We start from the raw sequence: 13,122 nt of genomic DNA, 5'->3' as shown, positions 1-13,122 counted from the left end.
ACATCCGAGAGACGCCGGTGAGGAGGCAGCACGAACATGGGACGAGCCGCGGGACGCCGCCCGACACTGGCCGACGTCGCCGAGCGCTCGGGACTGTCGAAGGCGGCGGTCAGCATGGTCCTCAACGACCGCCCCGGCTCGCGGCTGTCCGCCGACGCCGCCGAGCGGATCCGAGCCGCGGCCGACGAACTCGGGTACCGCCCCAACCCGGCGGCGCAGAGCCTCCGGCTGGGCAAGACCCGGACCATCGGCTTCGTGTCCGACGAGGTGACCGTCACCCGATACGCCTCCGGCATGATCCGCGGCGTCCTCGACGCCGCGCGGGCGCACGACCACACCGTGCTCATGGCCGAGGCCACCGGCCACGACCTCGCCGAAGCCGTCCAGGCGGTCACCGACCGACGCGTCGACGGCCTGCTCATCGGACTGATGGCCGCCCGGCTCATCGACGTCCCCGACCTGCCCGCCGACCTGCCGATCGTCCTGGTGAACGGGGTGTCCGCGCACGATCACTCCAGCGTGCTGCCCGACGAACGGCCCGCGGGCGCCGCCGTCGCCCGCTACCTGCTGGACCGCGGCCACCGCGACATCGGGGTGATCGGCGACCTGCCCGAGGTCGCGAACGATCCCCGGCGGTCGGCCACGATCGCGGACCGGTTCGCCGGGATCGACGCCGAACTGGCCCGGGACGGCGTCTCCGCCGCACGCCTCGACCTGGCGGCGTGGAGCCCCGACGTCGGCTTCGCGGCCACCCACCGACTGCTCGACGCGCACCCCGATCTCACCGCGCTGATCGCCGGCAACGACAGCCTCGCCTTCGGCGTGTACCAGGCGCTGGCCGAACGCGGCCTGCGCGTCGCCCGCGACGTCTCGGTGATCTCCTTCGACGACGACGAGTTCGCGGCCTTCCAACGGCCGGGCCTGACCACCGCGCGCCTGCCCTACGAGGCGATGGCCAAGCGCGGAGTCGACATGCTGCTCGGCCACGCCGAACCGGGGCGGGTGCGGCTCCCGATGCCGCTCGTCGTCCGCGACTCGGTCCGGGACCTGTCCGCGCGCTGAGCCCCTTCGACATGCAGACTCGCTGCGCTCGCCTGCGGCTCAGGGAGCGGACGGGGAGCCGCCCGTTCATCCCCGGGCAGTGTTTCTCCACCGATCCCCCGGGCCGGGAGGGAACGCGGTGACGGGATCGTCGGCATCGGCGAGGGCGTCACCGCCTTCCGATCCCTGAGCCGGGGAGGAACGCAGTGACGAGTCGGGTCGAAGGGTCTCCCGCGCCCCTTCGACGACGACTACTCCGGCGGCTCGGTGACGAAGTCGATCAGTTCCTCGACGCTGCGGATCAGCGGGACCTCCAACTCCCGGAAACTGGAGACCGCGCCGAGCACCCGGCGCCAGCCGTCCTGCGGCGTCCCCCAGCCGAGCGCCTCGCAGATCCCGGTCTTCCAGTCGGTGCCCATCGGGATCACCGGCCACGCGTCGATGCCGACGGCGGCGGGCTTCACCGCCTGCCACACGTCGACGTAGGGGTGGCCGCACACCAGGACGTCGGGGCCCACCTCGGCGGTGAGCCGCTCCTCCTTCGACCCGGACACCAGGTGATCGACCAGCACCCCGGCCCGACGATGCGGCGCGGGCGCGAAGTCGGCGAGCGCGTCGTCCAGATTGTCCAGGCCGTCGAGGCTCATCACGACGACGCCCTCGGCGCGCAGGTCGTCGCCCCACACCCGTTCCAGGAGCGTCGCGTCGTGCACGCCCTCGACGAAGATCCGGCTGGCCCGGGCGGTCCGCGCCCGCTGCGTGGGCAGCGCCCGCGAACCCGAGGCGGTCTGGATGGACTTCACCTCGTTGGGGCCGCGGCCGCGCGGCCGGACCAGCGTCACCGGCTCGCCGTCGATCAGGAACGCCGCCGGATAGGCGTGGAAGACGCGGGTGCGGCCGTGCCGGTCCTCCAGCCGCACCATGTCGGCGGCGTAGGTCTTCTCCCAGCCGACGATCGCCCCGCAGAAACCGCTGGCGGCGTCCTCGACGACGAGGTCCTTCTCCCCCGCCACCTCCGGTGCTCTCGGCTTGGTCCGGCGGGGCTGGGAGAGCACGTCACGTCCGTAGCGGTCATTCCTCACGGGAGCCCAGGGTAGGACAGTTCCGTCCCTGCCCGGCGGAGGCACCCCGCGTATCGTGGACGCGTCATGTCTAGATCACTTCCCGAGTCCTCCCACGCCCTGCTGCGGGCCTGGCCGGCGTCCGCGCTCGCGCTGTGGACGGCCGCCTGGCGCGCCGGCGCCGTCGCCCCCGACGACGTGCTGCACACCCTGCACGACTACGCCCAGTCGCACGACGTCGACGCCGCCCCCGGCGCCGCGCTCTCCCCGGGTGCGACGGCGCTCGACCTGATCCGCGTCGTCGGGGACGCTGCGGTGTCGGCGGTCGCCCTGCCTGCCGCGGGCGACGCGCAGGGGCTGCCGCCGGGCGTGTTCGACGACGAGGTGCTCGGCGCCGGAGAGGTGCTGCTCCTGGCCGACGCCGATCGTGCGGTGACGGCGGTGACGGCGCGCGGGACCATCGAACGCTGCCGGTGGACCGTCCGCCCGATCGAGGCGATGCTCGACGTCGAGGCCCTCGGCCCCGAGCAGGGCATCGGGGAGATCGAGTACGCGCTGCGTGACGCGGTCGGCGAGGCCGCGGCGGTGATCGCGGGCCTGTCCGGTCCGCGCTCGTCCGGCCCGGCGGATCTGCGCGATGCGCTGGCCGCCCGGACGCGCGCCGGTCTGCTCGACCTGCCCCCGCACGACCGTCCCCGGGTGGACCGGATGCTGGCCACGGCCGCGCAGATCGACGCCATCGTCGAGCTCGCCGGCGGCGGTCTGGGCGCTTCGGCGCGGCAGCTCGAGGCGGCGGACTCCGAACTGCGTCGTCTCACCGGCCTGACCCGCCGGGCCCGCGCGGCCGCGATCAACACGCTGCTGCGCGACTACCGCCGGTCGGCGTAGCGGACACGCCTCCCCGCCGAGCGAGCCCCTTCTCGCTGATCGGGGTCTCGACTGCGCTCGACTCGCAGCTCCGTCGAGATCGGTTCCTTCTCACTCGAACGGCTGCCGGTCGGCGCACCACCCCCCCTGTGCGTCGACCGACCCGGTCCCGAGCTCGCTCCGGCGACTGGAAACGGTGTCGGCGTAGACCTCGGGATCACCGACTCGGCGACCCCGTTCCGCGAGAACGACGTCGTGGCCGTGGCGGACCTGAACGTGTCCGGCACGGTGCATGACCGGCGCCTGGCGAAGTCGATCGGCAGACCCGGGATGTCACAGTGCCGGAAGCTCGGCTCCCAGACGAGGCGCGAGAGTGGCGGCGTAGGTGCCGCTGAGATGGTTGGTGTCACGGTAGACCAGGACGCCGCCGACGACCGGTGCGCAGCGCGTCCCCGGACAGATCGCATCGGTGAGGTCGATCGCGGTGACCCCCGGCATGGATCGGGCCACCGCCATCTGGTCGCGTCCCTGCGGATCGGCGGTCTCGGTACGCAGCCGAGCACAGGTCTCCGGCGAATCGCGGTGCGTGCTGACGCACTCGGCCACGTTGAAGCCGGGCAGCGGGGTGTCTCGGATCACCGCCAGCGGGATCCCTGCATCGACGATCGGTGCGAAGCCCTGCCGCAGAGATTCCGGCGTCTCATCGGTGACACCGGTGAGGAAGCCGGCGACCACGAGGTCGGGATCGTCCGTGACGATCCGTTCACGCACGTCGGCGTTCCATTGCATGCACTCCGTGTAGGGGCGGCCGTCCCATGTCAACGGACCCGTGACGAACGGGCACGCGTCGTACAGGTAGGCGGTGACCGCCCAGTCGCGGTCGGCGGCGAGCCGGATGAGGGCGGGGATCCACTGCTGTGCGTGCGAGTCACCGACGACGATCACCTTCTTCGCGCCCTCGGTGACGATGCACTCCACCACGCCCGGCCCACCCGACGGCGCGGTGGGACAGTCGAAGAAGTCGCCCTGCGCGGTCACCGGATCCGGGAACACCGACGAGGCGCCTGCCTGCGGCGTTCGATCGTCGTCGAGGACGGCGGCGCCCGGAGCATCGATCTGACGATAGTGGCCGGGGTCTGCGATCGGTGTGGTCCGCGGGCTGGAGACGACGAGCAGCGACCCCACCGCGAGACCCGCGGCCACCGCCGCGGCCGCGAGCGCGATCCCCCGCCCGGACGTCGCCCGGAGCCGTGCTGAACGCCGGGCCGGATCCTCGATCAGATACAGGGACAGCGCAGCGGGGATCACCGAGAACCCGACCAGCGCGAGCCCTTCGGCGACCGTGACGTCACGCAGGCCGTCGGTGATCAGGTAACCGCCGATCACCAGGACCGGCCAGTGCCAGAGATACAGCGAATACGAGCAACGGCCGACCCATCGGACCGGTGCCCACCGCAGCACGACGACGGGCCCGCTGGACCCGGCCGCGGGCCCGAAGGCGAGCATCGAAGCGGTCCCCAGAGCCGGGAGCAGGGCGATCCAACCGGGGAAGGCCAGACTCGTGAACCCGGCTACGGCGAACACCCCGATCGTGACCAGGCCAAGCCAGCACATGACGGCCGCTGCGGTCCGGCCGACCCGACCTGCGCGAGCGAGCCCGAGCGCGACCAGGCCGCCGAGCGCGAGTTCCCACAGTCGGGTGGTGGTGACGAAGTACGCACGATCGGGTGCGGTCGCCGACAGGTGGATCGACCAGGCGAGCGAGATCGTGAACACGGTGCCCAGCAGTACTCCGAACACCCTGCGCGACGACATCCGGGCACGCCGGACGCCGAGCAGCCCGACCGCGACGATCACCAGCGGGAAGGCCAGATAGAACTGCTCCTCCACCGAGAGCGACCAGAAGTGCTGCACCGGACTGGCCGCCGCGTCGGAGGCGAGGTAGTCGACGGCCCGCCGAGCCAGCACCCAGTTCACCAGATAGGCGCTCGCCGCGGCGACGTCGATGCCGATCGAGTGCCATCGCGCCTGCGGCAGCACCAGGTAGGCGGAGAGCGCGGTGACGACCAGGACGGCGGCGGCCGCGGGCACCAGACGGCGAGCGCGCCGCGCATAGAAGTGCCCGATGCGGATCGTCCCTCGCGCCGTGTGGTCGCGCATCAGGATCTGCGTCATCAGGAATCCGGAGACGACGAAGAACACGTCGACGCCGGCGAAACCACCGGGCAGGAACGACACGCCCGCATGCCACAGCAGCACGAGCACGACGGCGATCGCGCGCAGCCCTTCGATGTCGAGGCGGAACGCCGAGCCGGCGATCGGACTCTGCGCCGAACCCACCGCTCCATCGGAACAATCGACGTTGTTCGTCCCGTGCATGGTCATTCGGCGATTATTGCGCAGAGGACATAGGTAAGGCTAACCATAAATATCGAGAGAAGAGTTACCGCGCCTCACCGTGCCGTGGTTCGACGGATCGGCGCGCCGCGCACCCGTGTCCGTTCACCGGCCTGCCCCGCCGAGCCCGCGCGACGCTTCGCTGACGAACAGTTCCACCCGGTCGTCGCCGAAGTCGCGGACCCGATCGCGGTGCCAGCGCTGCCGGAGCTCGCGGACCAGCGGTTTGCCCACCTCGGGGGTCGGCGCGAACTCGACGTCCTGCAGACCCGGCCGCGACACCACCCACACCCGGGTGCGGCCGGCGACCGCGGAGTCGAAACGCTGCGGCATCGTCGCCGTCCGGGCCGCCTCGACGAGCGCCGGATCGCTCGGCGTCCAGAAGACGTCGGCGTCCCGGGCCGAGACGGCGCCGGCGGCGAGATCGACCGGGCCGTCGTCGAGCACCGCGTCCGGCGACTCGGCCAGATACCACCGCACCGTCGGTTCGATCCAGGTCGGGGCGTACACGATCGCATTGCCGGGCCGGTAGCCGTCGGCGATCCAGCGTGCGACGTCCCGCGGTGAATCCGACCGGTCGACAGGCGACTGCACGGCGTGAGCCATGCCGAGCACGCCGACGACGACCGTCACCGCGAGCACCGCCGCCCGGCCGACACGCCGGCCGCGGGTGCTCCGCCACGCGACCGAGAGGGCGACACCGGCCAGGAGCGCCCAGGCCACCGACGACGACAGGAAGTACCGGGCGATCACCATCGGCTGGTACACCCATCCGGCCACCGTCAGCACGACGATCGGCACCAGCGCCCACGAGGCGAGCGCGACCAGATCGGTGCGGTCCGCAAGACCGTCGGCGGGGCGCCGGACCACGACGACCGCGAGCCCGCCCAGCACTCCCAGGACCGCCGCCGTCGAGGCGACGGAGAAGAAGGTCAGCAGCCAGTCCCTCACGGTGGGCTGCTCGATCCAGCCCTGCAGATCGCTGTAGCGCGCCGACAGCCACAGCATCACCGCGACCGCTGCGGCGGCGATCGCGGTCGCGGCCGCCGCGGCGACCCGGTGGGCCCGATCCCACCGACTGCGCCGCGCTCCGGCCACCACCCACGGCGCCATGGCGACGACCGCCACGACGGCGAGCAGATGCACCGTGACGGTCAGCGCCGTGAGCACGCCGAGCGCCGTCGTCGTACCGACGGTCAGTCCGCGCGTCGAAGCACGCTGGGCGATCAGCGCGATCACGGTGGTCGAGGCGACCGCGACCGCGTACGACCTGGCTTCCAACGCGTACACGCCGACCAGTTCCGCATGGCAGGCGAGGAGCGCCGCGGCCGCGATCCCGCAGATCGGACCCGCGATCCGGCGGCCGAGGACCGACGCCGCCGCGATCGTGACGAGCACCGCGAGCAACGACGGCAGCCGCAGCCAGAACTCCGAGCTGCCGCCCAGCGACACCCACGGGTTCATCAGCAGGGTGTACCCGGCGAAACCGCCGTCGGCGTGTGCCAGCACGGCGAAGGTGTCCGGGAACGAGCGGGTCACGGTGCTCGCCGTGACGGCCTCGTCGGCCCACAGCGCGGCCCGCATCTCCGGTACGACGAGCACCGTCACACCGATCAGGATCGCGCCGACGAGTCCGCCGAACAGCAGATCGGACCGGCGGCCCACCGGTTCAGAACTCGGTTCCCCGCTCGGAGAGGCTGCGGAGGGGGACGACAGGTCGGTGGTCACTCCGAGAGTATGCCCCACGATGTTAGGTGAGGCTAATGGAAGCCTCGGTGGCGTCGCGTGTCGGGCACGGAACGTCGAGCGACGCGCTCAGTGTCCACGGCGGGCCGGGAGCTCGCAGCAGCCCGCACGGCAGACCTGCCCGTTGTCTCCGCAACCGAGCGCATCGAGATCTCCCCCGCCCGAGACGTACCGCTCGATCAGGTCCGCCGCCATCGCGATGAACTCCGGATCCGTGCCGACCGTGTCGGCGCGGACGTACCCCAGCTCCAGTTCCGCGGCCAGCTCCCGGGCCTCCGCGTCGAGATCCCAGACCACCTCGAGGTGGTCGGAGACGAAGCCGATCGGGAACACGATCACCCGTTCGGTCCCCCGCGCGGCGAGATCCCGGAGATGGTCGCAGATGTCGGGTTCGAGCCAGGGCACCTGCGGCGGCCCCGAGCGCGACTGCCAGACGACGTCGTAGTCGTCGATCCCGAGGGCGGCCGCGACCCGCGCCGAGGCCTGTGCGACCTGCCGCGAGTACAGGCGGCCGCCGTCGGGCCCCGACGTCCCGGCCGCCGCGTCGGCGGCGGTCGGGATCGAGTGCGCGGTGAACACCAGGCGGGCCGGGCCCTCCCCGAGTTCGGCGCGGGCGCGTCGTACCGCGGCGACGCCGGCCGCGGTGAAACCGGGCTCGGACCAGTACTGCGGCAGCTTGCGCAGCAGCATCTCCGCCCCCAGACCGGTCTCGCCGAGGGCGCCGGCGATGTCCTCGTGATACTGGCGGCACCCGGAGTAGCCGCCCCACGCCGACGTCGGGAACACCAGGGCCCGGGCGTGGCCGTCGTCGTGCATCCGCTGCACGGCCTCGGCGGCGAAGGGCGTCCAGTTGCGGTTGCCGAAGTAGATCGGCAGGTCCCGGCCCCGGGACCGCAGTTCGGCGTCGATCGCGATGATCATCGCCCGGTTGAGCTCGTTGATCGGCGAGACCCCGCCGAAGTGGTGGTAGTGCTCGGCCACCTCTTCGAGGCGCGCGCGCGGCACGCCTCGACCGCGGGTGACGTTCTCCAGGAACGGCATCACGTCGTCGGGTCCCTCCGGTCCCCCGAAGGAGAGGAACAGGAGGGCGGTGAACTCCGACGGGGATCTCGACTCCGCTCGATCGACGAGAGAGGACCCTCGACCGGCGAGAGAAGACCCTCGATCCGCGGGAGAGGACCCTCGACCAGCGAGAGAAGACCCTCGATCCGCGAGAGAAGACTCTCGATCGACGGAACGACTCGCTGGTCGAGCGGAGTCGAGACCCCGATCGTCGGAAGGAACGCCGGACAAGTCAGCCCAGCATGTTCTCGGGGAACCACGTGTTGTGGCTCGCCCCGCCGTCGACGTAGACGATCGACCCGGTGGTGGCCGGCAGGTAGTCCGAGAGCAGGGCCACCACGCTCTTGCCGACCGGGGTCGGGTCGTCGACGTTCCAGCCGATCGGCGACGCGCCGTCCCAGTACTCGTTGAGCATGTTCAGCTTCTTGGCGTCATCGGTGGCGGTGCCCGAGATGGCCTTGGCGGCCAGGGTCTTGATCGGGCCCGCGGCGACGAGGTTGGAGCGCACCTTCTTGGCGTAGCCCACCTCGCGGGCGACGTAGCGGTTCACCGACTCCAGGGCGGCCTTGGCCACACCCATCCAGTTGTAGTCCGGGACGGCGGTGCGGGGGTCGAAGTCCATGCCGACGATCGAGCCGCCCTCGTTCATCACCGGCAGCACGGCGCGGGCCAGCGAGGCGTAGCTCCACGCCGAGATCTCGAAGGCCTTGGCGACGTCGGGGCCGGGGCCCTCCAGGAACGGCAGGGCATCCGGGCCCATCAGGGTGCGCGGGGCGAAGGCGATGGAGTGCACGACGCCGTCGATGCCCTGCGGGGCCAGTTCGCGGACCCGGTCGGCCAGCGCGCCCAGCGACTCCTCGTCGGTCACGTCGAGCGGAATCGCGTCCGGGACCTCCTGCGGCAGGCGCTTGGCGATGCGGTTGATCAGGCGAAGACGCTCCGGGATGCCGGTGATGACGACGGTGGCCCCGGCCTCCTGCGCCTGCGCGGCGGTGGCGAAGGCGATGGAGGCGTCGGTGATGATGCCGGTGACGAGGACGGTCTTGCCCGCGAGGATTCCACTCACTGTGAACTAGCTCCTTGAAGTCGGTGTATGAGGTACGACGAGCCGGCGGCTCAGTGGCCCATGCCCAGGCCGCCGTCGACGTTGATGACGTTGCCCGTCACGTACGCCGCGTCGTCGGACACGAGGAAGCTGACCACGCCGGCGACCTCTTCGGGCTGTCCCATGCGCTTGGCCGGGATCGCCTGGTCGACGGCGGTCTTGGTGTACTCCTCGGGCAGCGACCGGGTCATGTCGGTGTCGATCAGGCCCGGGGCGACGACGTTGGCGGTGATGTTGCGGCCGCCGAGCTCGCGGCTCACCGAGCGGGCGAGACCGATCACGCCGGCCTTGGAGGCGGCGTAGTTGGCCTGGCCGGGGGTGCCCATCAGGCCCACGACCGAGCCGAGGTAGACGAATCGGCCCCACCGCTTCTTGAGCATGTCGCGGGTGGCGGCCTTGGTGACGCGGAACGCACCGGTCAGGTTGGCGTCGACGACGCGCTCGAAGCTGTCGACGCCCATCCGCATCAGCAGGGTGTCCTCGGTGATGCCCGCGTTGGCGACCACCACCTCGACGGGGCCCTGGTGCTCGGCGACGGTCTTGAACGCCTCGTTGACCGACTCGGTGTCGGTCACGTCGCACTGCACGCCGAACAGGCCCTCGGGGGCACCCGAACCGCGGTGGGTCACGGCCACCTTGTGGCCGTCGGAGGCCAGGCGCCGAGCCACGGCCAGGCCGATGCCGCGGTTGCCGCCGGTGACGAGAACCGAGCGCGGGGTGAAGTCTGCATTCTTGTCTGACATGGTTGATCAACCTATCTCACGGAAGTCGTCGATTGAGGAAGAGGGCGGCCAGCAGGGAGGCCAGCACGAGCAGCGTGCCCGAGATCATCCACGGCCGGGAGTTGTCGCCGCGCTGGCGTTCGTACCCGATCTGGCGCTGCAGCGTCTCGTACACCTGTTGGAGTTCGGCGAGCGACGACGCGGTGTAGAACTCGCCGGCGGCGAGGTTCGCGATCTTGCGGAGCGACTCGTCGTCGACCGGGACCGGGACGCGCTCCACCTGGCCGTTCGGCCCCTCCAGGTCGACGGTGCCGCTCATGGTGCCGAAGGAGATGGTCGAGACCGGGATCCCCTCCTCCTTGGCCTTGCGGGCCGCGGTGAACGCGCCGCGCGGATCGTCGCCGTCCTCCGGCACGGTCTGCTTGCCGTCGGAGAGCAGCACGATGTGCGCGGGCGGGGCGTTCGCGTCGCCGCCGAGCGCCGCGTTGAGCGTCTGGATCTGGTCGAGCGCGGCGAAGATGCCCTCGCCGGTGGCGGTCTTGTCGGCCAGCTTGAGCTTGCCGAGGGCGTGTTTGGTGGCGTTGTGGTCGGGCGTGGGCGACACCAGGGTCGACGGCGTGCCCGCGAACGAGACCAGGCCGAGGTTGACGCCCTCGGTCAGCTCGTCGGCGAACTGCCTGCCCGCGTCCTGCGCCGCCTTCAGCCGCGACGGTGCGACGTCGGTGGCCTTCATCGAGTTGGAGACGTCCACGACGAGCATCACCGTCGCCCGGTCGCGGGGCACGTTGCGCTCGGCGAGCGGTCCGGCCATCGCGATCGTCAACAGCAGCAGACCCACGGCGAGGAAGGCGAACGGCACGTGCCGGAACCGGTCCTGCCCGGCCGGGGTGACCGAGCGGAGCACCTCCAGGTTCGCGAACCGCAGGGCCCGCGACTTCCGGCGGCGCATCTCGAACACGTACGCCGCGACGAAGCCGACGACGAGCAGCGTCGCCAGTAGCCACCACGGGTGACCGAACCATCCCCCCATCAGCGCACCCCCGCCGCCCGGCGACGGCGCCCGACGAAGCGCACGGTGTCGGCGATCCAGTCGCGGTCGGTGCGCAGCGTCATCACGGCGCCGGCCGAACCGCGGAACGCGCTCTGCACCTGCGCCCGATGCGCGGCCGCCGCGGCGGCGAAGTCGGCCCGCACCCGCGGGGTCACGTCGACGTCGACGATGTCGCCGGTCTCGGCGTCGGCCAGGGTCACCGGGCCGACGTCGGGCAGCTCCACGTCGAGCGGATCGAGCACCTCGATGCCGAGCAGTTCGTGATGCGCGCCGATCGCGCGCAGCGAACGCGTCCAGTCGAGCGGTCCCAGGAAGTCGCTGATCACCACGGCGAGGCCCCGGCGGCGTTGCGGCCGACGCAGCGCCTCCAGACCGGCGTCGAGGTCTCCCCGGACGCCGCCGGCCGTCCGATGCGTGGTGGCCAGCGTCCGGAGCAGGTCGCGGGCGTGGGCCCGGCCGGCGCGGGCCGGGATCCGGGTGACCGAGTCGCCGGTCACGATCACCGCGCCGTGCCGGTTGCCGCCCCCGGAGGTCAGGTGGACCACCGCCGCGGCCGCGGCCACCGCCAGATCGCGTTTGCTGTGCTCGCCGGACCCGAAGTCCAGGCTGGCCGAGGCGTCCATCACGAACCAGGTCTCCAGTTCGCGGTCGGCGATCATCTGCCGCACGTGCGGCTGGGTGGTGCGCGCGGTGACCGACCACTCCATCCGGCGGATGTCGTCGCCCGGCTGATACGGCCGGGCCTCCCCCGGCTCCGAGCCCGGACCCGGGATCAGACCGAGATGCGCGCCCTGCAGCACGCCGTCGAGCTTCCGACGCACCGTCAGCTCGAGGCTGTTCAGCGCGGCGGTGAGCTGCGGGTCGTCCAGGCTGCCGCCGCGCAGGACGGGCAGGTCGCTATTGGCCGACATGACCCTCCGGGTGCGGTGCCGGACGCTGCTGGGCGGGCGGCTGCTGGCCCGGCTGCGGCACGGGCTGCTTCTGGACGGACGGGGGCTGACCCCCCGGACCCTGCGGTCCCGGCTGACCGGGCTGCGGCGTCGGTGCCGCACTCACCTGCGGCAGACCGACGGTCTGCAGGATCCGCGTGATGATCTGGTCCGGCGTCACCTCGTCGGCCAGGGCGTCGTAGCTCAACACCAGGCGGTGCCGCAGCACGTCCGGGATCAGTTCGACGACGTCCTGGGGGATCACGTAGTCGCGGCCGCGGATCACGGCGAGGGCGCGGGCGGCGGCGATGATGCCCAGGGTCGCGCGCGGGGAGGCGCCGTACGACAGCCAGGTCTGCACATCGGTGAGGCCCAGGTCCGCCGGTCGGCGGGTCGCGTTGATCACCCGGACCACGTAGTCGACCAGCGCGTGGTGGACGAAGACGTTCGCGGCCACCGACTGCAGCCGGACCGTGGTCTCCGGGTCCAGGATCTGCGAGGCCACCGGCGGCTCGATGCCCATCCGGTAGACGATCTCGCGCTCCTCCTCCACCGAGGGGTAGTCGACGAGGATCTTGAACAGGAAGCGGTCGCGCTGCGCCTCCGGCAGCGGGTAGACGCCCTCGTTCTCGATGGGGTTCTGCGTCGCCATCACCAGGAACGGATCGGGCATCGGGTAGGTGACGCCACCGATCGAGACGTGCCGCTCGGCCATCACCTCCAGCAGGGCCGACTGCACCTTGGCCGGGGCGCGGTTGATCTCGTCGGCCAGCAGGAAGTTGGCCACCACCGGGCCGAGCTCGGTGTCGAACTCCTCGCGCCCCTGCCGGTAGATGCGGGTGCCGATCAGGTCGGTGGGCACCAGGTCCGGGGTGAACTGGACGCGCGAGAAGCTGCCGCCGATCACCGTCGCGAAGGTCTCCACGGCGAGGGTCTTGGCGACGCCGGGCACGCCCTCGAGCAGGATGTGACCGCGGGCCAGCAGACCCGCGAGGATCCGCTCGACCAGCTGGTCCTGGCCCACGATGACGCGCTTGACCTCGTACATCGCTCGCTCGAGGAGTTTGACGTCCTCGGGGGTGAGAGCGTTCTCAGCGGCGGGTGAACTCAAACCGGGACTCCTAGGTGGCGAAACGGAGCC

General features: G+C 71.6%; 11 protein-coding genes. 2 read left to right on the top strand and 9 right to left on the bottom strand.

The genetic code is table 11. The features are described 5' to 3' along the window. Window positions 1–36 precede the first annotated feature (36 nt). Complete coding sequence (locus QM809_RS13455; RefSeq protein WP_415046258.1) at window positions 37–1,062, top strand: LacI family DNA-binding transcriptional regulator; 1,026 nt, start codon at window positions 37–39, stop codon at window positions 1,060–1,062. Window positions 1,063–1,292: 230 nt separating this feature from the next. On the opposite strand, the gene QM809_RS13450 is transcribed toward QM809_RS13455, so the two are convergent. Further along, window positions 1,293–2,123, bottom strand: coding sequence for a DUF3097 domain-containing protein (locus QM809_RS13450; RefSeq protein ID WP_415046257.1), 831 nt, complete (start codon window positions 2,121–2,123; stop codon window positions 1,293–1,295). A 66-nt stretch (window positions 2,124–2,189) separates the two neighbouring features. Between QM809_RS13450 and QM809_RS13445 the strand changes: the two genes are divergently transcribed. Beyond that, window positions 2,190–2,990: a serine/threonine protein kinase gene (locus tag QM809_RS13445; protein WP_415046256.1), complete on the top strand. Its 801-nt coding sequence runs from the start codon at window positions 2,190–2,192 to the stop codon at window positions 2,988–2,990. A gap of 312 nt (window positions 2,991–3,302) precedes the next feature. Here the strand turns inward: QM809_RS13445 and QM809_RS13440 are convergent, their stop codons facing one another. The 8 genes from QM809_RS13440 to QM809_RS13405 all read right to left on the bottom strand — a co-directional run bounded on the left by QM809_RS13440 (window position 3,303) and on the right by QM809_RS13405 (window position 13,092). Then, complete coding sequence (locus QM809_RS13440) at window positions 3,303–5,354, bottom strand: acyltransferase family protein (protein ID WP_415046255.1); 2,052 nt, start codon at window positions 5,352–5,354, stop codon at window positions 3,303–3,305. A 117-nt stretch (window positions 5,355–5,471) separates the two neighbouring features. Beyond that, window positions 5,472–7,094 carry a hypothetical protein gene (locus tag QM809_RS13435; protein WP_415046254.1) on the bottom strand — a complete coding sequence of 541 codons (1,623 nt, stop codon included), beginning with the start codon at window positions 7,092–7,094 and terminating at the stop codon, window positions 5,472–5,474. Between the two features lie 87 nt (window positions 7,095–7,181). Beyond that, entirely contained in the window at window positions 7,182–8,195 is a 1,014-nt protein-coding gene (locus QM809_RS13430) for a ferrochelatase (protein ID WP_415047090.1), read from the bottom strand. A 211-nt stretch (window positions 8,196–8,406) separates the two neighbouring features. Next, window positions 8,407–9,240 (bottom strand): NADH-dependent enoyl-ACP reductase InhA, encoded by an 834-nt coding sequence (inhA, locus tag QM809_RS13425; RefSeq protein ID WP_415046253.1) that lies wholly within the window; start codon window positions 9,238–9,240, stop codon window positions 8,407–8,409. Window positions 9,241–9,290: 50 nt separating this feature from the next. Next, the gene (gene fabG1, locus QM809_RS13420) at window positions 9,291–10,022 is read right to left on the bottom strand and encodes a 3-oxoacyl-ACP reductase FabG1 (protein ID WP_415046252.1); all 732 of its coding nucleotides are present in this window, start codon (window positions 10,020–10,022) and stop codon (window positions 9,291–9,293) included. A gap of 16 nt (window positions 10,023–10,038) precedes the next feature. After that, on the bottom strand, window positions 10,039–11,031 hold the full coding sequence (locus QM809_RS13415; RefSeq protein ID WP_415046251.1) for a VWA domain-containing protein: 993 nt from the start codon (window positions 11,029–11,031) through the stop codon (window positions 10,039–10,041). After that, a complete protein-coding gene (locus QM809_RS13410) occupies window positions 11,031–11,963 on the bottom strand; it encodes a DUF58 domain-containing protein (protein WP_415046250.1) in 933 nt (310 codons plus the stop codon). Before QM809_RS13410 ends, QM809_RS13415 begins: the two co-directional genes overlap by 1 nt. Continuing rightward, on the bottom strand, window positions 11,950–13,092 hold the full coding sequence (locus QM809_RS13405; RefSeq protein WP_415046249.1) for an AAA family ATPase: 1,143 nt from the start codon (window positions 13,090–13,092) through the stop codon (window positions 11,950–11,952). The genes QM809_RS13410 and QM809_RS13405 overlap by 14 nt, the downstream gene beginning before the upstream one ends. Between the last annotated feature and the right edge of the window lie 30 nt (window positions 13,093–13,122).

Origin of the sequence: Gordonia sp. (in: high G+C Gram-positive bacteria) (assembly GCF_047600385.1) — a bacterium.
Taxonomy (GTDB): Bacteria; Actinomycetota; Actinomycetes; order Mycobacteriales; family Mycobacteriaceae; genus Gordonia.
This window is presented reverse-complemented; position numbering and strand designations above follow the sequence as displayed.

What these genes read in the sequence shown, in the direction of transcription:
- QM809_RS13455 (WP_415046258.1), top strand. Translation starts at nt 37, where the DNA reads ATGGGACGAGCCGCGGGACGCCGCCCGACACTGGCCGACGTCGCCGAG.
- QM809_RS13445 (WP_415046256.1), top strand. Translation starts at nt 2,190, where the DNA reads ATGTCTAGATCACTTCCCGAGTCCTCCCACGCCCTGCTGCGGGCCTGG.
- QM809_RS13440 (WP_415046255.1), bottom strand. Translation starts at nt 5,354, where the DNA reads ATGACCATGCACGGGACGAACAACGTCGATTGTTCCGATGGAGCGGTG.
- fabG1 (WP_415046252.1), bottom strand. Translation starts at nt 10,022, where the DNA reads ATGTCAGACAAGAATGCAGACTTCACCCCGCGCTCGGTTCTCGTCACC.
- QM809_RS13415 (WP_415046251.1), bottom strand. Translation starts at nt 11,031, where the DNA reads ATGGGGGGATGGTTCGGTCACCCGTGGTGGCTACTGGCGACGCTGCTC.
- QM809_RS13410 (WP_415046250.1), bottom strand. Translation starts at nt 11,963, where the DNA reads ATGTCGGCCAATAGCGACCTGCCCGTCCTGCGCGGCGGCAGCCTGGAC.